At 37.3% G+C, this 21,620-nt stretch carries 21 protein-coding genes and 1 pseudogene; 17 read left to right on the top strand and 5 right to left on the bottom strand.

The features are described 5' to 3' along the window. Positions 1 to 470 precede the first annotated feature (470 nt). From PN450_RS17460 to PN450_RS17505, 10 genes and pseudogenes are all read left to right on the top strand, one after another. Positions 471 to 1,025, top strand: a complete 555-nt coding sequence (locus PN450_RS17460; RefSeq protein ID WP_271837056.1) for an RDD family protein — start codon at positions 471 to 473, stop codon at positions 1,023 to 1,025. 47 nt (positions 1,026 to 1,072) lie between these two features. Then, the gene (gene rpmG, locus PN450_RS17465) at positions 1,073 to 1,267 is read left to right on the top strand and encodes a 50S ribosomal protein L33 (RefSeq protein ID WP_010998585.1); all 195 of its coding nucleotides are present in this window, start codon (positions 1,073 to 1,075) and stop codon (positions 1,265 to 1,267) included. 2 nt (positions 1,268 to 1,269) lie between these two features. Further along, on the top strand, positions 1,270 to 1,485 hold the full coding sequence (gene rpsR, locus PN450_RS17470) for a 30S ribosomal protein S18 (protein WP_027403663.1): 216 nt from the start codon (positions 1,270 to 1,272) through the stop codon (positions 1,483 to 1,485). 419 nt (positions 1,486 to 1,904) lie between these two features. Continuing rightward, positions 1,905 to 3,965, top strand: coding sequence for a ribonuclease catalytic domain-containing protein (locus PN450_RS17475; protein WP_271837057.1), 2,061 nt, complete (start codon positions 1,905 to 1,907; stop codon positions 3,963 to 3,965). A 929-nt stretch (positions 3,966 to 4,894) separates the two neighbouring features. Beyond that, positions 4,895 to 5,218, top strand: coding sequence for a hypothetical protein (locus PN450_RS17480; RefSeq protein ID WP_271837058.1), 324 nt, complete (start codon positions 4,895 to 4,897; stop codon positions 5,216 to 5,218). A 35-nt stretch (positions 5,219 to 5,253) separates the two neighbouring features. After that, positions 5,254 to 5,673: a hypothetical protein gene (locus tag PN450_RS17485; RefSeq protein WP_271837059.1), complete on the top strand. Its 420-nt coding sequence runs from the start codon at positions 5,254 to 5,256 to the stop codon at positions 5,671 to 5,673. Between the two features lie 20 nt (positions 5,674 to 5,693). Beyond that, complete coding sequence (locus PN450_RS17490) at positions 5,694 to 6,068, top strand: hypothetical protein (protein ID WP_271837060.1); 375 nt, start codon at positions 5,694 to 5,696, stop codon at positions 6,066 to 6,068. A gap of 125 nt (positions 6,069 to 6,193) precedes the next feature. After that, positions 6,194 to 6,622: a hypothetical protein gene (locus PN450_RS17495; protein WP_148761094.1), complete on the top strand. Its 429-nt coding sequence runs from the start codon at positions 6,194 to 6,196 to the stop codon at positions 6,620 to 6,622. Positions 6,623 to 6,771: 149 nt separating this feature from the next. After that, positions 6,772 to 7,272 carry a hypothetical protein gene (locus tag PN450_RS17500; RefSeq protein WP_148761092.1) on the top strand — a complete coding sequence of 167 codons (501 nt, stop codon included), beginning with the start codon at positions 6,772 to 6,774 and terminating at the stop codon, positions 7,270 to 7,272. Positions 7,273 to 7,334: 62 nt separating this feature from the next. Beyond that, positions 7,335 to 7,547 (top strand): annotated as a pseudogene (locus PN450_RS17505) (hypothetical protein); the annotation flags it as partial. Positions 7,548 to 7,634: 87 nt separating this feature from the next. Here the strand turns inward: PN450_RS17505 and PN450_RS17510 are convergent. Beyond that, the gene (locus PN450_RS17510; protein WP_271837061.1) at positions 7,635 to 8,756 is read right to left on the bottom strand and encodes a ferrochelatase; all 1,122 of its coding nucleotides are present in this window, start codon (positions 8,754 to 8,756) and stop codon (positions 7,635 to 7,637) included. Between the two features lie 205 nt (positions 8,757 to 8,961). Between PN450_RS17510 and PN450_RS17515 the strand changes: the two genes are divergently transcribed. The 3 genes from PN450_RS17515 to PN450_RS17525 all read left to right on the top strand — a co-directional run bounded on the left by PN450_RS17515 (position 8,962) and on the right by PN450_RS17525 (position 11,531). Beyond that, positions 8,962 to 9,603 (top strand): HlyD family secretion protein, encoded by a 642-nt coding sequence (locus tag PN450_RS17515; protein WP_271837062.1) that lies wholly within the window; start codon positions 8,962 to 8,964, stop codon positions 9,601 to 9,603. A gap of 84 nt (positions 9,604 to 9,687) precedes the next feature. Continuing rightward, positions 9,688 to 10,926: an ABC transporter ATP-binding protein gene (locus PN450_RS17520; RefSeq protein ID WP_417033758.1), complete on the top strand. Its 1,239-nt coding sequence runs from the start codon at positions 9,688 to 9,690 to the stop codon at positions 10,924 to 10,926. An 11-nt stretch (positions 10,927 to 10,937) separates the two neighbouring features. Further along, entirely contained in the window at positions 10,938 to 11,531 is a 594-nt protein-coding gene (locus PN450_RS17525; RefSeq protein WP_271837069.1) for an ABC transporter permease, read from the top strand. Between the two features lie 38 nt (positions 11,532 to 11,569). On the opposite strand, the gene PN450_RS17530 is transcribed toward PN450_RS17525, so the two are convergent. The 3 genes from PN450_RS17530 to folB all read right to left on the bottom strand — a co-directional run bounded on the left by PN450_RS17530 (position 11,570) and on the right by folB (position 15,385). After that, the gene (locus PN450_RS17530; RefSeq protein WP_271837063.1) at positions 11,570 to 14,368 is read right to left on the bottom strand and encodes a KGGVGR-motif variant AAA ATPase; all 2,799 of its coding nucleotides are present in this window, start codon (positions 14,366 to 14,368) and stop codon (positions 11,570 to 11,572) included. Further along, the gene (locus PN450_RS17535) at positions 14,365 to 14,865 is read right to left on the bottom strand and encodes a hypothetical protein (protein ID WP_271837064.1); all 501 of its coding nucleotides are present in this window, start codon (positions 14,863 to 14,865) and stop codon (positions 14,365 to 14,367) included. Before PN450_RS17535 ends, PN450_RS17530 begins: the two co-directional genes overlap by 4 nt. Before the next feature lie 154 nt (positions 14,866 to 15,019). Then, entirely contained in the window at positions 15,020 to 15,385 is a 366-nt protein-coding gene (folB, locus tag PN450_RS17540) for a dihydroneopterin aldolase (RefSeq protein WP_271821874.1), read from the bottom strand. A gap of 12 nt (positions 15,386 to 15,397) precedes the next feature. Between folB and menD the strand changes: the two genes are divergently transcribed. The 4 genes from menD to PN450_RS17560 all read left to right on the top strand — a co-directional run bounded on the left by menD (position 15,398) and on the right by PN450_RS17560 (position 21,235). Beyond that, positions 15,398 to 17,107: a 2-succinyl-5-enolpyruvyl-6-hydroxy-3-cyclohexene-1-carboxylic-acid synthase gene (menD, locus tag PN450_RS17545; RefSeq protein ID WP_271837065.1), complete on the top strand. Its 1,710-nt coding sequence runs from the start codon at positions 15,398 to 15,400 to the stop codon at positions 17,105 to 17,107. Between the two features lie 175 nt (positions 17,108 to 17,282). Then, a complete protein-coding gene (serA, locus tag PN450_RS17550; RefSeq protein WP_271837066.1) occupies positions 17,283 to 18,863 on the top strand; it encodes a phosphoglycerate dehydrogenase in 1,581 nt (526 codons plus the stop codon). A gap of 287 nt (positions 18,864 to 19,150) precedes the next feature. After that, positions 19,151 to 20,071 carry a 50S ribosomal protein L11 methyltransferase gene (prmA, locus tag PN450_RS17555; RefSeq protein ID WP_271821363.1) on the top strand — a complete coding sequence of 307 codons (921 nt, stop codon included), beginning with the start codon at positions 19,151 to 19,153 and terminating at the stop codon, positions 20,069 to 20,071. 108 nt (positions 20,072 to 20,179) lie between these two features. Next, entirely contained in the window at positions 20,180 to 21,235 is a 1,056-nt protein-coding gene (locus PN450_RS17560) for an agmatinase family protein (protein WP_148761076.1), read from the top strand. On the opposite strand, the gene PN450_RS17565 is transcribed toward PN450_RS17560, so the two are convergent. After that, complete coding sequence (locus tag PN450_RS17565; protein WP_271837067.1) at positions 21,203 to 21,331, bottom strand: hypothetical protein; 129 nt, start codon at positions 21,329 to 21,331, stop codon at positions 21,203 to 21,205. The genes PN450_RS17560 and PN450_RS17565 overlap by 33 nt on opposite strands. Positions 21,332 to 21,620 lie beyond the last annotated feature (289 nt).

Raw genomic sequence — 21,620 nt, forward strand, 5'->3', positions numbered from 1 at the left:
GACAGTCAATGAGCGTGGAGCTGCTTGCTTTGTAGATAAATACATTGATCCCAAAGGAATAAATAAAATATAGTTGTCATAAATTCAACTGTCTGAATAATTTCTTTCAACTGTGTTGAAAATTAATTATCCAGACGTTTCTTTTATGACTCGCTTACATCCCCGACCTACTAAGAGTTGAGGACGGGGAATTACGCGATAGTGTTAAATGCTGCTAAAATTGGTAATGTGACTCGCCCTCTCAATAAAATGCAAATCCAAATGTTAGTGTCAAAGACTACCCGAAATTTCATTTTTGGCGGTTTTGCTGACGCACAGCTTTGATTTCTGCCATAATATCATTTTCAAATTCTTGATCTTTAACAGTGATATCGCTTATCGCTATAGATGGAGTTTAATCAGTTTATCCTGATGTAAATTGATACAAATCTAAATAAACTCACTATTTTACCACCAGCGAGGTAAAGGCTATGACTCTTGTTAAAGTCAATCAAAGACACTTACCAAAAGGGGATCTTACCCGTCGAGGTATGGCCTTAGCTCTTGACTTCTTCTGTGCATGGTTCCTGAGTTCTATTTTCATAAGTAATCAAATCGGGATTCAATTTACCCAAATCTTTGTTTTTATTTTTGCTTGGCTAATTTTCCGCGTCATCATAGTTTACAACAATCAAGGACAAAGTTTAGGCCGTTGGGCATTTGATTTAAAGATCCTAGAAGTTGCAAATGGCGAAATAGTCAATAGAATCCCCCAGTTTCAGACCTTATTACTGCGAGAAGGGATTATTTGCTTTTCTAGCTTATTATTATCCATTTTTTTGGGGAATATCATCCTCAACCCCGCCGCTGTTGTATTATTGCTTCCCTTAATCATTGACGGGGGTGCAGCTTTATCTGATACTCAGATGCGTCAGGCTTTCCATGACCGCTTTTTTCGGACGGTTATAGTTTCTTCCCGTCGGGGTTATTCATTAGATATAAAAATTAAACGGTTGGTTGAAAAATTTCCCCGAAATATGAGATAATAACCATTTGTGTTAATTATCCTCCAGGCTTTACAGTTTGTAAGATTATGGCTAAAAGTAAAGGTGCGCGCATAATAGTGACACTAGAATGCACCGAGTGTCGGACAAATCCAGATAAACGTTCTCCTGGCGTATCTCGTTATACCAGTACCAAGAACCGTAGGAACACAACCAACCGTTTAGAACTGAAAAAGTTCTGTACCCACTGCAATAAACACACAGTTCACAAGGAAATTAAGTAAGAATGAGTTACTATCGTCGTCGCCTTTCTCCAATTAAGCCCGGAGATGCCATTGATTACAAAGATGTAGATTTGTTGCGGAAGTTTCTTACCGAACGTGGTAAAATTTTGCCTCGGAGAATCACTGGTTTAACCTGTCAGCAACAACGCGCCCTGACTTTAGCCATTAAACGCGCCCGGATTGTGGCTTTGTTACCCTTCATTAACGCCGAAGGTTAAGAATATTTTGGATTTTGGATTTTGGATTGTCCAAAAAAAGTAGCATTTGCATGGATATTGCCTGGTTACTTTGAGTCCAAAATCTAAAATTTAATATTTAATGTTAGGAAATTGCCAAAAACATTTAATTAATTCATTCTCAAAAATGGTACGATATCGCTAAATTTGAGAATGAAATTGTCAAAGGTGATAGCATTCTTCATAGCAAATTATTAAATAAGTAGGTGAGCGTTGAAAATTGTCGTTATGGCAAGGCAAAAGGCAAGAGGCAAGAGGCAAGAGTGAAGAGGGTTTGGGCGATTTTACATTTCTTTACACAGTTTGGTTTTATTGTGTTCACCTACTTAAAGGATTAAATACCCGTTATTTAATCCGCAATCTCCAGTCTAAAAATCTAAAAATATTAAAGTGCGACAGTTGTGGATAAGGGGACGTTAGTTGAATTTAGGGTTCAAAGCGATCGCCGTCTAGGAGTGGTGGATCGTCCAGACGGTAAAACTCGTTGGTTTGTAGTAGATGAACGTGGTCAATCCCACAGTCTTGCACCTCGCCAATTTACCTACACAGTGAATGGACAAACCTATAAACCAGGCGAAATCGCTGATTTCTTAAGTCAAGTCCAACCTTATCTAGATCCATCAAGTCTAGAGATAGCGTGGGAACTACTCATTGAAGATGGAGAAACTGTCACTCCTAGCCAATTGGCAAATATATTATTTTCGGAATCCACGCTTCCTCAGTGTTATGCAGCCCATTATTTGTTATCGGAGGATAAACTCTATTTCAAACAAAAAGGAGACGCTTACGAACCCCGCAGCACGGCACAAGTAGCAGAACGCAAACACCAGATTGAAGTAGAATCCCAAAAAGCCAGGGGACAGCAGGAATTTTTAGCCCGTGTAGAACAGGCACTTCAGGGACAAGTAGTAGAATGGCAACGACTAGACCGCCAACGCTTAGAAGCCATAGAAAAGTATGCGACTTTGTTAGCTGATGTTGTCATGCTCAAGGTAAATTACGACTCTTTAGCTCGTGCTTGTCCGCCTTCAGCCCCAGTATTAGAAACTATGAATATGCTGGGACGTTCTGCTACGCCCCAGGCGGCATTTCAACTTTTGATAGATTTGGGTTGGTGGACTTCCCATGAGAATCTGTTTCTGCGCCGTTCATCAATCTCCGTTCAATTTCCGCAAAAGGTATTAGAAGTGGCGCAAAAACGTTGGGATTTTCCTCCTACAGATTTGGACACAAACCGTCTTGATCTTACACATCTCAAGGTGTACACCATTGATGATGAAAGCACTACGGAAATAGACGATGGTTTGAGTTGGGAGGTATTACCAGATGGTAAGCAACGGTTATGGGTACATATTGCTGACCCCACCCGCTTATTAATGCCAGATGATGAGTTGGATTTGGAAGCCAGAAAACGGGGGAGTACGGTTTATTTACCGACGGGGATGATTCCTATGTTTCCAGAGGTGTTGGCTACAGGTCCCATGAGTTTGGTGCAGGGGAAGGTCTGTTGCGCCCTCAGCTTTGGGGTGATTTTAGATGAAGTTGGGGCGGTTGAAGATTATTGTATCCACGCTGGTTTGATCAAGCCTACCTATCGTCTTACCTACGAGGATGTTGATGAGATGTTGGAGTTGGGAGTACAGGCTGAACCGGAAATTGAGGCGATCGCTAATTGGGCAAAAATCCGCAAAAATTGGCGTTATGGTCAAGGCGCTATCAGTATCAATATGCCCGAAGCCATGATCAAAGTCAAAGACGATAATATTAATATTGATGTTTTAGATGATTCTTCATCCCGCCAATTAGTCGCAGAAATGATGATTCTTGCTGGCGAAGTAGCAGCCCGTTATGGTCAAACCCATAATATCCCTCTCCCCTTTCGTGGTCAACCCCAACCAGAATTACCCCCAGACGAGGAATTACTGCAACTCCCCGCTGGTTTTGTGCGTTCTTGTGCAATGCGTCGCTGTATGCCTAAGAGTGAAATGAGCATTACACCGATGCGTCACGCTGGGCTGGGTTTAGATACCTACACTCAAGCAACCTCTCCCATTCGTCGTTATAGCGACTTACTCACTCACTTCCAACTGAAAGCACATTTACGCGGCGAAGGTTTACCCTTCTCTGCTGAACAACTCAAAGAAGTGATGATGACGGTCAGCAGCATCACTCAAGAAGCAACAATGGTGGAACGACAAACTAATAGATATTACGCTTTAGAATATTTACGTCGTCATCCTGAACAAGTTTGGCAGGTAACGGTATTAATGTGGTTACGAGAAGATAGCAATTTAGGACTAATTTTATTAGAAGATTTGGGTTTACAATTGCCTATGTCCTTCCGGCGTTCTGTCAGTTTGGGAGAAAATTTATTAGTGAAAGTTAGTTTGGCTGATCCCCAAAAAGATATGATTCACTTCCAGGAAATTATGTATCAGGAAGCCCAATCAGTTACGAATTAGATATAGGAGTGAAAATTAAATATGCCATATCTGTTATCTGTAACCCTTGTAGAGACGTTCCATGGGTAGGGATTCTCGGATCTACATTCCCAAAGGGCATCTTCATAAAAAATAGTATTAGCGGTTGCTATAAATGTTTCTGCATCTATCAAACAATAATTATCAGGAACTTCGGGAATGAATAAATTTACTTTATCTCTCATTTTTTTTAAATAGTCTATTTGTGTCTATAGGAACTGCTAACGCTCAATCATTAATAAATAGGGTTTGCTGAATAAGTTGTCTGTGAAGGCAGGGAACTCTTAACTGGGAACAGGGAACAGTTTTAGCTATATGGATATCCTCAATTTTCCAAATCCGACAAGGAAAAATGCACCTATTTTGAGACACCATCAGCCAAAACCTTGCACTTTTTTGTGGTAAAAATCCGCGAAACCCTTTGTTAATAAATGGTTTTAGGTTTATTCAGCAAGCCCTAAATAATCATCGTAATTCAGATATAGAAATAGAAAGAAAAACCGCTAATGTAGATGAAATCTTTTTAAACAAACTGGTTCTTCGGTTATTTTTATGGAAAACCTGGTTCAAAATCATTAAAAGCCCTATTGTGTAGGCATTTCATTGAAAATATGGAAATAATTGTTTATAACCCTTGTCCCGTAAGGGTTTTGTTATCATCAATCCTCAATCACCATAAAAGAGACGTAAGAGCTAACAAACTCTAAGCTTTTGTAACAAGTAGTTGACATACCTATCACAAATAGTTGACATACTGTTGTATATGCTGTAAAGTCAGTGTATAGCTCAGACAGAAATGAAAAATAGAGAACAAAAGACGGGCGGGGGTGCTTTTAGACTTTTATTCTCAAAATGGAATGAAATCTGAGTAAAAAGGTCAAACTTACATTGTTAAACTCATAGGATTAACCATGAATAAACTTATCTTGGCTTTACTAACTGTTGGAGCTATTGCTACTGCTGCTATTCCTGCTAATGCTGATGAGATTGGTAACGTCCAAACATCAGACCAAAATTCTGTAATTACAGGTACTGGTAACGTCACTAATCAAAGAGTCGACCAACGCGGACAAGTAAACCGAAAAGTTAACAGATCTGGAGATGGAGTCCCTGGAGACTCTGCAAATATCCAAGATGCTCGTCAAAATTCTGATGTGCTTGGAGATGGTAACCTAACTAACCAGCAGACAAGACAAGGGTACAAAGAAAAACGCACCGTCAGAGAGAGACAGTAAGCTCCTTAGGTTGGTAATTACTGCTTATTGGTAGATTGAATGTAGGGGTAATACAATTATTGGCTTTATCTCTACTTTTTCTCTGTAAATTTAGTTTAGGTACATTACTCGTGCAATTTGGCAAACTTAAACTTTTACTAGTTACATTGGCTTTGCTATTCCCTATGGTAGCTCAAGCGGGTGAAATGAATATGCAAGTGGGAAAAATCAAAATTAATAGAGACTATCGAGGAAATACTACGGTAAATACAGGGAAAACGAAGTTAAATTCTCGACCTGATATATCCCGTACCCGGAGAACTGTAGATTCTGTGAATAGAAGTAGAAATATCAACACATTGAGACGGAATTGTACTGAGTCTAACAATGAAGCTGTGAGCCAACAAACTATAAAAACTAGAGGTTCTAACCAGCAAAGAACTCAAACAACTACTTTATCCGTTTCTTGTAATTAATTGTGATTAGGAGGGTATAAATGCAGTGCAATCTTTTGTCTACAAGTAGTATATCGGCCTTATTAGTTCTGACATTGACAACAGTATTTACAGAATCTGCCTTTGCTCAGTGTGTAAATTCTCATGTTGGTGTCCAATTAAATATTTCCCGACTTCCAGCGAAACAAGGTTCTAATATCGAAATGGAAAGTACAGGACCTTGTACGGGAAATGTTAATTCTTCTACTGCAACACAAGTGAATATTGGCGGTCAAGGACAAGCTGAACAACAACAAAATGTAAATCAGCAAATACGAGGTGGTAGAGGTAATCCTACAGGTGTTAATGGATCAACTATTAACAATAGTGTAGTTATACCCATAAATGTTAAAACACCTAAGAATTTTAATCGCTAGAAATTAGGAATTTTTCGTTTTTTGTGATTTTTATGTAAGGGTTTAGTTTTGCTAAACTCTTCCTAAAAAATTCAATGTTTAAAAAATAAATATTTTAATTACCCACACAATAGGACAAAGGAAAAATGAATATTAAGCAAATAGTTAATATGACATTTTGTGCCGCTATTTTAACTCTAAGTATGACTGTTTTCATGCCTAATTTAGTTTTTGCTAATTCTCATTATCTCAAGGATAGCAAACAAGAAACGACTATTAATTTAACTGAGGATGATCTCAAAGAAAACTTGCTTTTAAAAATTAATACTGCCAATAATTTCTCTGGAAATATTAAACTAAATGGCAAGAATATTAAAAAAATAGAAGGTAATAGTACAGAAATTTCTCTTTTGAAGCTTTTAAAAAAAGGTAAAAATATTATAGAAATTAATGGTGTTGACAAGTCTATTGGATCTACTTTGCGAGTAGAATTGATAGGAGCAAACACACAGATTTCTCAAGAAAGTGGAGGGAGTGGTGATATCCAGCATATTTTAATTATTTATGTACCTTAAAACAACAAATTTTTGGATAATGAAAATAAAGAATTGATCATGATTCTCAATTAGAATAATCCATGGTTACATAGTTAGAATTTTTGAAGGGTAATACTTGATCGATTAAACTGGAATTTTGTCTTCAATATCAGGGGTAAAAACAAATTATGTTCACAAAAAAAATCTTTTTCTTTACTACTAGCATTAGTTATCTGCTAATATCGGAATTACTGGTAAATGAACCTGCTTTCTCTCAATCTGCTCCCCAAAGCACTAATAGCAATTCTCAAGTAACAGGGGATTACAATAATGTTTTTCAGACTCCTAATCAAAATAGCAATCTTAATGTATTTAACTTTCCCAATATATATCCGCTGAATCATTCTATTGATACTCCTGTGAATACAGAAAATGATTTTGGGTTTAATGTTTCTGCGGGTGTAAATACTCTTGATTCTAATAATGTAACAGTGTATCTAGGATTGATTTTTCAGCCCGGTAGAACTGATTCACATAAAATCAGAATGCAAAAGATTGTTAGGGAAACAGAGTTATTAGAAACACAAAAAAAGATTGCTGAAGGACAACTTCAATTAGTGCAAAAACAAATTTCCGAAGCAGAATTGAAATTACAACAGTTGTCACCTGCAAATAATCAAAATGAGTAAAGATATAATACAGAAATAGGGAAATTTACCTTGGTGGGGTGGGAAATGGTATTACCCATTGGTTAGATTATCCGATTCATGATTTAGTCTTGTTGGTGCAGACTGCGGTGTTACGGGATTTATTGGCAAGCGATCGCTTAACACGGATTAAGGATCTAGAATTAAATAATCAATTAAGACGGGTAAATTCTGAAGATGAATATACTCAAGCTTTCTTATTAGAAACACGCGATCGCATTGAGAAGACTTTAAATGCACCACTAGTAGGGAATTAATTTTTTTACTCTGCGTCCTCTGCGCCTCTGCGGTTAGATAAATTCCAGAGTTAATGGGCGCAGTTCCTGCGCCCTTACAGATTCTTTTTAATGATGGTGATGGTGGTGAGTAATAGCTGATTGTGAATTAACAGCCATACCTTCAGTTTCCATCAACTCAGCAATATGTGCATTTGCCCATTCAGCAACCATCGCTAAAAATTGTGGATCATCATTAACACAAGCCATCTGTAAATAATCTACATCTGGATGTTGTTTTTCCAAATCATGAATAATGTGATGCACATCTAACAAAGTTTCATGATTTTCTGTCGCAAAACCAATGGGCATAAATAGCAACGCCTTTGCACCCAATTGAATCAAATTTTGAGCAGCTACTGTAGCATTTGGTTGAGTCCATTCAATTAACGGTGTGTCATGGTTCAACCAACCCACAGAAATTAACGGGTAATTGTTAATTAACTTATTTCTTACTAACTCATACATGGCTTGACTTTCATCAATTCCCGAAGTAAAACCTTTCGCTTTGTGGGGACAACCATGATTCATCAAGATAATCCCAATTTGCGACGGTAGATAACCTGTAGCCAAATCAGTATGAATTTTTTCTTCTACCAAATGCGCCATTAAATCAATATATTTTGGCTCATTGTAGAAAGAAGGAATATATCTTTGGGCTTTGATCCAATGTTCATCACCATCGGCTAATTCTACCAGAGCATTATTTACTTGTTCAATCGCAATACCACTGGTAAAAATGGAATCAACAACCAATAATGGATAAATCAGCAGTTTGCTAAAGCCTTGATCTTTAATTTCGGCTAAAACTTGATTTGGTAAAAAAGGAGCGCAAAAGTTAAAAGCTTTGAAAACTTGAACACCATTACCCCATTTATGTTGTAACTCGTGTTCAATCCCGGCTCTTTGTCTTTCAAAAATGGCATTATGTGGGGAGATAAAATCATGATGTGTGTGTCCCCATTCATGACGATCAAATAATGCCAGAAGTTTGGCTAAAGGGGGATAAATCCAAGTAGGAACAGGAGCGAATTTAGCAGTTAGTAAATTTAAAGCTTGTTCGTTATAGTTAGCAAAATCTTCGTAGCTTTCGACTTCGCCATAGCCCATCAGTAACACGGCTACACGGTCTTTACTGGGTATATGCTCGTGGCTATGGGTAGCGTGCAGTTTTTCCGGGGTTGCAACCACAATGAGTTCCTCAAGATAACTAGAACAGGGAGACAAGCCTAGACAATTACTAGATGATCTCTCTCAATTTGTAGCATAATATCCTATCCGGGGGGATAGGATAAAATAAATTTAAATCTTTTAAAGAATTACGTTCTTTGTTCCTCAACGGTCAATTAAATTTTAAACCTAAACCACCCGGATATTTAACAGGTTCTAAACTACTATGTCTCAAACTGCGCCAATATCTCCAGACAATTTTACTAATGTTCCTATCCCACCATCTAAGCAGCAGAAGGGTAAAAAACCAATTCCTTTGTTATTGGGGTTGTTAGTTGTGGGAGGTGGTATTAGTTATGCAGTGTGGCGAACTCAACCACAAAAAGCAGTAGATACACTGAAACTAAGTGGCAGAATTGAAGGTTATGAAACCGAAATTGGGATTAAGCGTTCGGGAAGAATTGAGTCAATTGCTTTCCGAGAAGGGGCTTATGTTAAAAAGGGACAAGAATTAATTAAATTAGATGACAGTAATGATCAATTATTACAAGAACAATTAAGAGGAACTGAGGCTAGGATAACATCTGCACAATCTGATGAACAACAGGCAATTGCAGATGTGGATAGGGTGCAAAGTGAAATTGAACAAATTAATAGTCAAATTAGGGAAGCAAAACTCAATTTACAGCAGTCGGAAGGGGATACCCAAGGACGAATTCAACAGGCAAAATCTAACGTAGCCGCGGCTAAGGCTCAATTATTACAAACACAAGCCCAAGTTAAGCAAACAGAGGCAGAAGTAAAATTAGCGAGAATTAACCGCCGGCAGACGCGGAAATTAAGTTACAAGGTAAAAGTTAGGTTTTAAGAAAAACGAACCACAGAGACACAGAGGTCACAGAGAAATGAGTGTTTAAAATAATTTATGTGTAGGTCATAGGGAAAGTTAATAATGACTAATTACCAATTATCAATTACCAATCACCAATTACCAATTACCAATTCGCAAACAGAGGCTATTAAGGTTAATAATTTACATAAACATTATGGCAAGTTAGCCGCAGTTAAGGGAATTAATTTTACTGTGAATAAGGGCGAAATGTTTGGTTTAATTGGTCCTGACGGTGCGGGGAAAACTACCACTTTTCATATTTTAGGTGGTGTGATGGAAGCGACTGCTGGGGATGTTTTGGTATTTGGTCAACCTGCAAGAGATGCGCGGTTAATGACGGGATATTTAACACAACAATTTTCTCTATATTTGGATTTGAGTATTGATGAAAATTTGCGTTATGCGGGAGGTTTGCGACAGGTTGATGATGATTTGTTATGGGAACGCCGTCATAAATATCTCACATTAATGAGTTTAGAACGATTTGGCTCACGGTTGGCGGGTGAATTATCAGGAGGAATGAAACAAAAGCTGGCTTTATGTTGTGCTTTGGTTTCCCAACCGGAAGTTTTATTATTAGATGAACCAACTACGGGAGTTGATCCAGTTTCTCGGCGAGAATTTTGGGATGTGTTAGCGGAATTATCAGCAGAAGGAATGACAATTGTGGTAGCCACACCCTATCTAGATGAGGCTGAACGCTGTCATCTTGTGGCGTTGATGTATAGTGGTCAAATTCATGAAATTGGCACTCCAGCGGCTTTACGCAACCATTTAGGCTTACATCGTTTGGAAGTAAAAACCGCCAATTTGGAAATCAGCGAGAAAATTCTCTTGCAGAATTTACATACAAATATAGTTGATGTGCAAACTTTTGGCGATAGCGAAGCGCTCCGTAGGAATCGCTTGGATGTTTTAGTTGAAGATATAACTATAGGTGAAACCCAAGTAAATGAATTACTAAAACAATATCATCCCAATATTGAACATGGTGAACCCACTTTAGAAAATGTCTTTGTTACTCGTCTCCGACAACAAGGTTCTGCACCACCATTTTTACAATTTCCTCGTTCTCGTGGCGGAAATAAAAGTCAAGAAATAAATGAGAATATTCATAGAGAAAAAAATTCTTCCCTATTACCCATTACCAATTACCAATTACCATCTTCACAAATTGCTATTTATGCGAATAATCTCAATCGGGTCTTTGGTAAATTTCAAGCTGTTAAAAGGGACTTTTACCAGCTACCAAAAGAATTACAGCTAGAATCCGTTTATGGTTTAACCCTGGTAGATTAGAATCCCTATATATTGTTCCAGGAGTGTATGGTGTAATTTTGTGGATTTTCCCATCTTTACTAACAGCAATTGCTATGGTACGAGAAAAAGAAAAAGGGACGATTTTACAAGTTTATGCTTCTAGTATTAGTGCCACAGAATTGTTATTAGGTAAAGGTATGGCTTATCTATTAATTGCCATGACTGAAGCATTAATTGTCATAGGATTAGGGACAATTATTTTTCAAGTCGGCTTGGTTAATAATCCGATTACTTTATTATTAGGAACTTTAATATTTTTAATAGATAGCGTTATGTTTGGGTTACTAGTTGGAGTCCGTAGCAATAACCAAAATTCCGCCGTGCAAATTATTTCTCTGGTGGGGTTTATTACTTCTTTATTATTATCTGGTTTTATTTATCCTCTCAATAATATTCCTTTTCCTCTTTCACTTGTAACTAACGTAGTTCCTGCCCGTTATTATATTAATATTACTCGTGATGCTTTTTTGCGGGGTACAGGTTGGTCAGGAGTTTGGTTTGATTTCCTCATGCTGACAATTTTAGGTTTGGTATTTTTTAATGTCTCACGACGAATTTTAAGCAAAATGCAAATTAGTGATTAGTTTAGTTGTCAGTTGTCCGTTGTTATTTATTCGACTATTCACTGAAGATTTGCGAAAATCCCTTTCCCTAGTACCCGACGCTTCAACGCTACTATTCTAGGTCGCGCACCTTGACCTGAAAAACCTAACCCTTCGCGGAAAATTTCAGGCATATAAAACCTATCTATGTCCTCTTTAGCTGTATCTTCATAAATTACACCCATTTCTTCTAACATTCCCATGGTTTGCTGATCAATATTGAATTTTTCTACAGCAAAGGGTATTTTGCGTTCAGACTGAGGAGGTAGAGTTTCTTCTACCCATGTTTTGAAAGCTGGATATTCTTCCTTAGCTTCTTTTACTTTTTCTTCACTACATGGTTTTAAAGCGCGGCGAATAGCTTGAGGGGGTAATAGCCGACTTGTAGACCACTTTTCAAACTGTATTTCTTTAGCATTATCTACTGTGATCTTCGCCGCATAGTACAAAAAGCGGACAATATCTCTGGCCTGAAGTCTGCCCTTAAAATCTGTTAAAGCTGCAAATACCCAAGAAGCTGTGTAGGCTTCTTTGGACTTTTCTGCCCCTAGTCTTTTACCCCATAGCTTTTCTAATTCAGCTACGAGATTCTCTTGACTGAGACTGTAAATACTATCTTTACTATCTTTTTTTGCACCTATAACATTAGATTCACTACAAATCCAATAAACTAACTTCAAAAAAGAATCTTCATTCCAAGATAAATCATAAGAACGGTAAAGATTTTCAAATTGTCTCAAATTTTGAGTAATTGTGTACCTTAGAAAATCACGACGCAAGAAAATTATTATACCAAGATGAGATTGCCTAATTTCTGACAATTTCTTTGGCAAATCATCAATCAAGGCTTTTAAGGCTTTCTGCTGTTGATCATTAGAGGCAATCTTCGGAAAAATATCTTCTAACCCATCAAACAAAAAGATAATCTTTAATCCTTTATTTTTTAAATCTTGATTTATGCTGCTAAGAGTATGATGGCTGTCTAAATTTTGATTAATACCTATAGCTCTGGCAATTTCATTCACCCAAAATTCTGTCCATTGTAGTTCATCCCAATTTTGCTCTGTAAGTGCCGTTTTAATCCTATCGGTATACTCTGAATGTACAAACTCAGGAACATTCACATCTAGAACTGCTCTAACCTCATTTCTGGCTTCACTAATTACAGTTTTTGCTTTATTTTTAAGGTTACTCGACTCCAGGAAAGGCAATATATAGGTTTTTGTTTGAATTGAGCTAGTTTCATTCTTATCAATAGAATTCAAAAATTTTCCCCAATATTTAAAGCGTGAAAGTTGGATATAATTAAAAGTTTTTCCCGCACCTTTCGCTCCAATTGATATTACATGAGGTAATTCATCTCGAAAATTAGTTGCTAAATTTTGTAAAGGTTCTGTTATTAGTAAATCTTCACCTTCTCCTGATTCAGCAAGTTCATACTTTTGACATAAATCTCTCAGCCTTGTAACTTGTTGTTCTTGTCGTGATTTTATGTCTCCTTTGTCTTTTGTAGTTTGTACTTCCTTTTCAGCGTTGATTAATTGTTGGCTTGCCCAATCTATAGCTTTTTCAATTACCGTAGTCTCTTTTAATTTTGAACGTGCATCTTCCCAGTTATGGATATACAGTAATTTCTCATTAAAATCGGTTTCTTGAGTATTTAATCTAGTATCTATTAACGTAGGCTCTTTAGATTGTACATAATTAGACTCTAAGTCAGTTGTAGCATTAATATAATTTGGTAATTCCTTAAATTCTGGTTTTAGCATACTAATAATGATGGCTGGATCATAGTATTTTTTTTTATTAACTTCCTCTTTTGATGGAGCAACTTTACCAATTTGTTTTAAAACTAAACTTGTACCTTTAATAGATTGATCATTAATTGTTGTCACAAGAAAACGCTGGATTCTGGGATCAAAAATTATAGGACTAGATATTTCACTTAAACCTGCTCTCAAATCTATAAAAACATAATCTACACCTAAAATTTCACCTAAATGATGAATAGCATTACCGTATTCCCATGTTCCATCTATACCTCTGACTAAATGTTCAGGTAAAATAGGTATATCTAATAATTCATTATCTTTTAGAAATGCGGGTAAAAAATAAACTTGTGAATTTCCTTCATGTTTCACTGATTTTTTTACTTCGTTAGCAAATAAAGCAAGTGCTTCTTCTCTATCAATTGGTGAATAATGATAAATTTCTAAAAAATTAATAAATGAAACTTCTGGTTGTTTTCTATTTGACGAGTCATTCCAGTATGTAAGACCAGGAGCTTCTAAATCCGCATCAATTACTAAGACTTTTATAGACTTATTTAACTCTTTAGCTCTATCTAGCAAAGCAAAAAGATGGGCTGCTAAATTTAATGTTCTTCCCACACCACCTTTAAAAGAATAAAAAGCTATTAAACTAGGTTTTTCCGTATATGGTTTTGGTAGCTTAACTATTTTTTTGATGGCGGTTTCTGTTTCTGAAGCACTTTCTAGATAAGCAATTTCTTCCCAAAAAGGACGTACTTCAATATCAGTTATATAAGGTTCTTCTTCAGAGATAAATTCTACGGGTAATGTAGCATTACTAACATCAAGTTGAATCATAGACTCTTCTTGCTGATACGAATCCTCAAACCATTCTTTTAATACGTCATTGACTTTATTTATACAATTTTCATCAGAAATATTTATTTCTACAGCATCAGAAAAACACCTAATACTTACTATGTTCTCTGGTAAATTAGTCCCATAGTTAGTTTTGCGGCGAAAAATTCTTCTAATATCAAGCCAAGTCAGTAATTTAAAATCTTTCATAGTCCTTGAAGTTCTTTTTTAATCAATTCAACAATGTTTAACAATTTTTTTTCTATGTCTTCGTCTGTTATTTTTTCCCGTTTATTCTCATCCTCATCTTTTTTTAAGATAAACTTTCCTCCATAGCGCCAAATCTGGTTAATGTTACCAGGCGTTAATTGTCGTTCTTGTTTTATCTTAACATGAGAATTATCCTGAATATCTTGAATAAATAACTGTTCTGGTAGTTTCCACATTTGCAATGAATTATTACCAGGGTATAAACATTCTAACAACCCATTTATATCATGCCCCTTTTTTAATATTTCTGGATATAAATCAGTACGATTTACTTCCTTTTTCTTCATCAACACTGCTTTTAAACCACATTCAACAGCATAAAATAATAATAAGCGGTGGGCATTAGTTCGGACTCCATTATGATTATGATAGGCAGAAGAATTTTCACGCCATGCTCTTTGCATTTCCCTGTCTGTAAAAGTTATCTTCTTCTTCATTCCCGTTAACTAAGATATTACTCAGTTATTTTACGTCAAAATCGCGCCACCCATTAACCGCTCATACCTATACTTCAACTCATCCTCTGTTAAAGTCCAACACTCCCTAATTGATACAGTTTTAATAAACCCAAATCTTTCTGCGTGACTCCTGCTACTGAAGTTTACTTCTAGTCAATTCAATACTGATTTTGCCGCTAAAATCAGGAATAGGTGCAGCGGTTTTACTGAGAATAACTTGTACTTGACTAATACCGTCGCTATCCTCTAGAATACCATCAGCTATAGCCCCAGCTAGTCTTTCCACCAAGGCAAACTTTGAGGTTTTCAGCAATTTTTGCACTAAACTAATTACGCGCCGATAATCTATAGTATCTTCAATATTATCTGTTTTAGCGGGTTGGGAAAGATCCAACCATAATTTAACATCTACCTCAAACCATTGTCCTAAGGCCTGTTCTTCTGGTAAAAATCCAGTATAGCCATAGCCGCGAATTCCTGTTAAATGAATACAGTCCATAATCTCTAATCAATGCAACTTACTTTTAATAATCTTAATCTTCTTTGGTGTTATGTATTAACAGAAACCCTCAAACGTTTGGGTTTAAAATGCGCTGTTATCTGTCCTGGTTCTCGTTCTACAGCATTAACTGTGGCTTTTGTCCAACAAATACCGCATATTGAAGCAATTCCGATTTTAGATGAACGTTCTGCGGCTTTTTTTGCGTTGGGACAAGCAAAAGCAACGGGGAAACCTGTAGTATTAGTTTGCACTTCGGGAACTGCGGGAGCAAATTTTTATCCAGCGGTAATTGAAGCTAGAGAAAGTCGCGTCCCTTTGTTAATATTAACCACTGACAGACCGGCAGAATTACGAGATTGTCATTCAGGACAAACTATTGACCAAGTAAAATTATACGGTAATTATCCCAATTGGCAAACGGAATTAGCTACACCTTCGGTGGATATGGGAATGTTAGGTTATCTCAGACAAACGGTTATTCACGCTTGGGAACGTTGTCAATTTCCCAATTCTGGCGCAGTACATTTAAATATACCTTTTCGTGATCCCCTCGCGCCCATTCCCGATGGTACAGATTTTACCTTAGATACAGAAGATTTCTTTTCTAGTTTGATTTCCACCCTATTACCAATTACCAATTACCAATTACCAATTACCAATTACCAAAAAGGGATCATTATTGCTGGTGTAGCCCAACCACAAGCCCCGGAAGAGTATTGTAGAGCGATCGCTAACCTAAGTCAATCTCTCCAATGGCCTGTTTTAGCTGAAGGACTTTCCCCTGTCAGAAATTACACAGACTTAAATCCCTATTTAATTTCTACCTATGACATCATTCTTAGAAATCAACAACTTGCCAAAGAATTATCTCCAGAAATCGTAATTCAAATTGGAGAAATGCCCACAAGTAAAGAATTACGCAATTGGTTAATTACTACTAATCCTCAACGTTTGATAATTGATAATTGTGATCAAAATTTAGATCCTTTACATGGAAAAACCACACATTTAAGAATATCAGTAACAGAAATTGGTAAATTGGAAATTGAGGAATTAGCAAAAAGTGAGTATTTACAAAAATGGTGTATATCAGAAAAGCAAGTTAGAAAAAATATTGATGATTATTTCAAAAATGTAGATGAATTAATCGAAAGTAAAACCGCTTGGTTAATTTCCCAAAACCTACCACCAGAAACACCCCTATTCATTGCAAATAGTATGCCAGTGCGAGATGTAGAATTTTTCTGGAAACCCAATAATTTAAGAATTAAACCTTATTTTAATCGGGGTGCAAATGGTATTGATGGTACTTTGTCCACTGCTTTAGGAATAGCACATCATCAGCAAAGTAGTGTTATGCTAACAGGAGATTTATCTTTATTGCATGATACCAATGGTTTTTTAATTAGAAATAAATTTATTGGACATCTAACGATTATCTTGATTAATAACAATGGTGGGGGAATTTTTGAAATGTTACCCATTGCCAAATTTAATCCACCTTTTGAAGAATTTTTTGCCACTCCTCAAAATATTGATTTTGCTCAATTATGTGCTACTTATAATGTGCAATATCAGTTAATTAATTCTTGGGAAGAATTAAAAGATAGCTTAAAGCAATTACCAAAAATAGGAATTAGGGTTTTAGAAGTCAAAACAAATAGGAAAAGAGATGTTATCTGGAGAAAGGAGAATTTACCAAAGTTTGCTAATTGGTAAATAAGGAGAATATTTGTATTTTTTCCAACTTCTTCTTTCTTCTTTATTCTTCCTGACTCCTGACTCCTGACTCCTGACTCCTCAAAAAATAGATAATTTTTGCCCAAGTGCCACAGATAAAGATTAAACTAAAAAATCTTGTACAGCAAAACCTGTTAACCAAAATCAAGTTATTATGTCTAAGGTTCTTGTCTCAGATCCAATTGATCAAGTTGGTATTGATATTCTTTCCCAAGTTGCCACCGTTGATGTCAAAACCAACCTCAAACCAGATGAACTTAAATCCATCATTGGTGAGTATGACGCGCTGATGATCCGTTCTGGAACTCGCGTTACTCAAGAAATTATAGAAGCTGGCACCAAATTAAAAATTATTGGCCGTGCCGGTGTAGGTGTGGATAACGTTGATGTTCCCGCAGCGACTCGCAAAGGGATTGTCGTCGTCAATTCCCCAGAAGGTAATACCATTGCCGCCGCAGAACACGCTTTAGCTATGATGTTATCCTTGTCTCGTCACATTCCTGATGCTAATGCTTCAGTAAAACGTGGTGAGTGGGATCGGAAATCATTTGTTGGTTCGGAAGTATACAAAAAAACCCTCGGCGTTGTCGGGTTAGGAAAAATTGGTTCTCATGTTGCCAGTGTAGCTAAAGCAATGGGCATGAAACTCCTAGCTTATGATCCATTTATCTCCAGCGAAAGAGCGGAACAATTGGGTTGTCAATTGGTGGAATTAAATGTGTTATTCCAGCAAGCCGACTATATCACCTTGCACATTCCCAAAACTAAGGAAACTGCCAACATCATCAACGCTAAAACCTTGGCGTTAATGAAACCCACCACCAGAATTATTAACTGCGCTCGTGGTGGCATTATTGATGAAGCGGCTTTAGCAGTGGCAATCAGAGATGGTGTAATTGCTGGTGCTGCGTTAGATGTATTCGATTCTGAACCATTAGGAGAATCGGAATTGCTACGCTTGGGTAAAGAAGTTATTCTTACCCCTCACCTCGGTGCTTCCACTGCTGAAGCTCAAGTCAACGTCGCCATAGACGTGGCTGAACAAATTCGGGATGTGTTATTAGGACTACCTGCCCGTTCCGCCGTGAATATTCCTGGACTTGGACCTGATATTCTCGAAGAACTCAAGCCTTATATGGAACTAGCGGAAACCTTGGGGAACTTAGTTGGTCAACTCACCGGCGGCAGAGTTGAGACACTTAATGTTACACTGCAAGGGGAACTGGCAACTAATAAAAGTCAACCTTTAGTTATCGCTGCCCTGAAAGGACTACTTTACCAAGCCCTACGGGAACGGGTCAATTATGTCAACGCTACCATAGAAGCCAAGGAACGGGGGATTCGAGTCATTGAAACCAGGGATGCTTCCGCAAGGGATTATGCAGGTTCATTGCACCTCCAAGCTACAGGGACTTTAGGTACACATTCTGTCACAGGTGCTTTATTAGGTGATAAGGAAATTCACTTAACAGACGTTGACGGTTTCCCCATTAACGTTCCCCCCAGCAAATACATGGTGTTTACCCGACACCGGGATATGCCAGGTATTATTGGTAAACTCGGTTCTCTCCTCGGCAGCTTTAATGTCAATATTGCTAGTATGCAGGTAGGTCGGAAAATTGTGCGTGGTGATGCTGTTATGGCTCTCAGTATTGATGATCCTTTACCCGATGGCATTTTAGAGGAAATTAAAAAAGTAGATGGTATTCGGGACGCATATACAGTCGCACTTTAACTGTGATTTTTGGGATTCATTTGCTGCAGATGATTCAGTAATCAATACTTGTCGGTTAAGCTCAAAACAATGAAATTATGTAGGTTGGGTTGTTCGCGTAAGCGTTGCGGAGCAATGGAACGAAACCCAACATTTGCAACGGTTTGTTGGGTTTGGTCTTTGTACCGCAACGGGCAAGCAAGCTACAACCCAACCTACGAAAATCCTTAACCGAACAGTATTGATTCAGTAATTTGATAATCATAGCAATCAAAGTTTGTTTTTACGAATCTAAAATCTAAAATTCTATGGTAAACACTTGGTGGGAATTGAATATTTTATCTGAACCAGATTTAGAAGATACTATATTTTGGCGGTTAGAAAAATTTGGCTGTCGTGGTACATCAGTAGAAATTAAGGGTAATATCGCCATCATTAAGGCTTATTTGCCCAGCTTTAAAACCCAATTACTAGATTTGGCTGCCTTATCACTATGGCTGCGCCAAGATGCACTATGTGTAGGACTCCCTTCACCCATGGTGCATTGGGGCTTAATTGACGAAGAGGACTGGTCTAGTAGCTGGAAACAACACTGGCAACCCGAAGAAATAGGCGATCGCTTTCTGATTAACCCCGCTTGGCTACCTTTACCCGAATCCTTGGACAGGTTAGTAATTCGCTTAGATCCTGGTGTGGCCTTTGGTACAGGCAATCATGCCACAACCCAATTATGCTTAGAATCTCTAGAAATGCGCTTTAGTGAAGTTCCTCAATCCTTTGTGGATACGGAAGAAAAAAAAGAACCGTTAATCATTGCCGATATTGGCTGTGGTTCGGGTATTCTAGGCGTTGGGGCAATCTTACTAGGTGCTGGTAAAGTCTATGCCGTTGATAATGATCCCGTAGCGGTGAGATCCACTTTCAGTAATCGCGCTCTTAATGATATCCGTCCAGACTATTTAATCCCCATTGAGGGGAGTGTAGACATGGTACGGAAAATAATTGATCAGCCAGTAGATGGTATTGTCTGTAATATTTTAGCTGATGTAATTATTGAATTACTCCCAGAAATGACCACAATTACCAAACCCAGCACTTGGGGTATATTTAGTGGAATTCTCCTAGAACAATCCCAGGGTGTTGCTGATGCTTTAGAACAAAATGGTTGGGTTGTTGCTACTCTCTGGAAAAAAAAAGAATGGTGTTGTTTAAATGCCCGTCGTTCTTAATCAAATTCACAAAAAAGTTTATATAGCAGAGAATAGAGAACAGAATTATCACCAAAAAAAATCTATACTCATAAATTTGGAACTTCAATTTATCAAATCATCTTATCCATGAATAACTCACTACAAGAATACAATCCCAACAGCGTAGCCGAAAAAAATGGTAACTTCCTCGGATTACCTGATGATTACGATTCAGCCAATTTAATTATCTTCCCCATACCTTGGGAAGTCACCGTTTCATATCGTGCGGGAACTGCGAACGGACCACAGCGAATTTTAGATGCCTCACTGCAAATAGATTTATTTGATTTTGATCATCCCGACGGTTGGAAACAGGGAATATTTATGGTAGAAATTCCCCAGGAAATGATCGAAAAAAATAACTATTATCGTCAACAAGCAGCCAGAATTATTGAACGTCAAGCCCAAGGTAAATCCCTAACAGATTCACCAGATTTAACCTCTGTTATAGAAGCAATTAACCAAGCTGGGGAACAGGTAAATCATTGGTTATTGACCCAATCACAAGCAGCAATGAATCAAGGTAAACGAGTTGCTGTCATTGGTGGTGATCACAGTTCACCATTAGGCTACTTTCAAGCCTTAGCTAATCAATATGATGACTGGGGAATTTTACATATTGATGCCCATGCAGACTTACGGAATGCCTATGAGGAATTTGAATTTTCTCATGCGTCTATTATGTTTAATGCCATGAAAATACCGCAAATTTCTAAATTAGTCCAAGTAGGTGTACGAGATATTTGTCATGATGAAGTGCAAATCATTAATCAATCAAATGATCGCATTATTGGTTATTATGATTCAGCAATTAAACAACAACTATATGCTGGTAAAAATTGGTTGGATTTATGTCGAGAAATTATCAACCATTTACCAGAAAAAGTTTATATTAGCTTCGACATTGATGGTTTAGATCCTAAACTTTGCCCCAATACAGGTACTCCTGTTCCTGGAGGACTGGAATTAGAACAAGTTTATTGTTTGTTCCGCGAACTGGTAAATAGTGGTAGAGAAATTATTGGTTTTGATGTCTGCGAAGTTGGTGATGCTGAATGGGATGGTAATGTCGGTGCGCGAATAGTTTACAAGTTAGCAAATTTATTAGATTTATCTCAGAAAGAGGGAACAGGTAATAGGTAATAGGAGTAATAATAACTTTCCTGTTCCAACTGACCACTGTACGGGCGAAGCATTTGGAGAACTATTTTTGGCAATGACCGATAATTTATCTTCCAAATGCTTCGCCCCTACTGACCACTGATTTCCTATCAGGTTTTATGAAATTTGCATACATACTATGGGAAGATGTTGAAAATAGATCATATAGGTTAAATTGATTCGGGATGTTGTTATGCACTGGATTTAAGTCAAGGTTTGGTTGTCAACCAAACCTTTTTTATTGCTCATTTTCTCCCTGTTCGTGATTTCAGCAAAAATATACCCATTCCCAATTATAAACAACAAACAAGATCCCCGACTTCTTGAAGAAGTCGGGGATCTGGGCGAAGTTTTAAGTTTTACCCCA

Origin of the sequence: Dolichospermum lemmermannii CS-548, from assembly GCF_028330815.1 — a bacterium.
Classification (GTDB): domain Bacteria; phylum Cyanobacteriota; class Cyanobacteriia; order Cyanobacteriales; family Nostocaceae; genus Dolichospermum; species Dolichospermum lemmermannii.

Excerpts from the sequence above, each read along its gene's own strand:
- PN450_RS17460 (WP_271837056.1), top strand. The coding sequence starts at position 471 with ATGACTCTTGTTAAAGTCAATCAAAGACACTTACCAAAAGGGGATCTT.
- rpmG (WP_010998585.1), top strand. The coding sequence starts at position 1,073 with ATGGCTAAAAGTAAAGGTGCGCGCATAATAGTGACACTAGAATGCACC.
- rpsR (WP_027403663.1), top strand. The coding sequence starts at position 1,270 with ATGAGTTACTATCGTCGTCGCCTTTCTCCAATTAAGCCCGGAGATGCC.
- PN450_RS17480 (WP_271837058.1), top strand. The coding sequence starts at position 4,895 with ATGAATAAACTTATCTTGGCTTTACTAACTGTTGGAGCTATTGCTACT.
- PN450_RS17490 (WP_271837060.1), top strand. The coding sequence starts at position 5,694 with ATGCAGTGCAATCTTTTGTCTACAAGTAGTATATCGGCCTTATTAGTT.
- PN450_RS17495 (WP_148761094.1), top strand. The coding sequence starts at position 6,194 with ATGAATATTAAGCAAATAGTTAATATGACATTTTGTGCCGCTATTTTA.
- PN450_RS17500 (WP_148761092.1), top strand. The coding sequence starts at position 6,772 with ATGTTCACAAAAAAAATCTTTTTCTTTACTACTAGCATTAGTTATCTG.
- PN450_RS17515 (WP_271837062.1), top strand. The coding sequence starts at position 8,962 with ATGTCTCAAACTGCGCCAATATCTCCAGACAATTTTACTAATGTTCCT.
- PN450_RS17520 (WP_417033758.1), top strand. The coding sequence starts at position 9,688 with ATGACTAATTACCAATTATCAATTACCAATCACCAATTACCAATTACC.
- PN450_RS17530 (WP_271837063.1), bottom strand. The coding sequence starts at position 14,368 with ATGAAAGATTTTAAATTACTGACTTGGCTTGATATTAGAAGAATTTTT.
- PN450_RS17535 (WP_271837064.1), bottom strand. The coding sequence starts at position 14,865 with ATGAAGAAGAAGATAACTTTTACAGACAGGGAAATGCAAAGAGCATGG.
- folB (WP_271821874.1), bottom strand. The coding sequence starts at position 15,385 with ATGGACTGTATTCATTTAACAGGAATTCGCGGCTATGGCTATACTGGA.
- menD (WP_271837065.1), top strand. The coding sequence starts at position 15,398 with ATGCAACTTACTTTTAATAATCTTAATCTTCTTTGGTGTTATGTATTA.
- serA (WP_271837066.1), top strand. The coding sequence starts at position 17,283 with ATGTCTAAGGTTCTTGTCTCAGATCCAATTGATCAAGTTGGTATTGAT.
- prmA (WP_271821363.1), top strand. The coding sequence starts at position 19,151 with ATGGTAAACACTTGGTGGGAATTGAATATTTTATCTGAACCAGATTTA.
- PN450_RS17560 (WP_148761076.1), top strand. The coding sequence starts at position 20,180 with ATGAATAACTCACTACAAGAATACAATCCCAACAGCGTAGCCGAAAAA.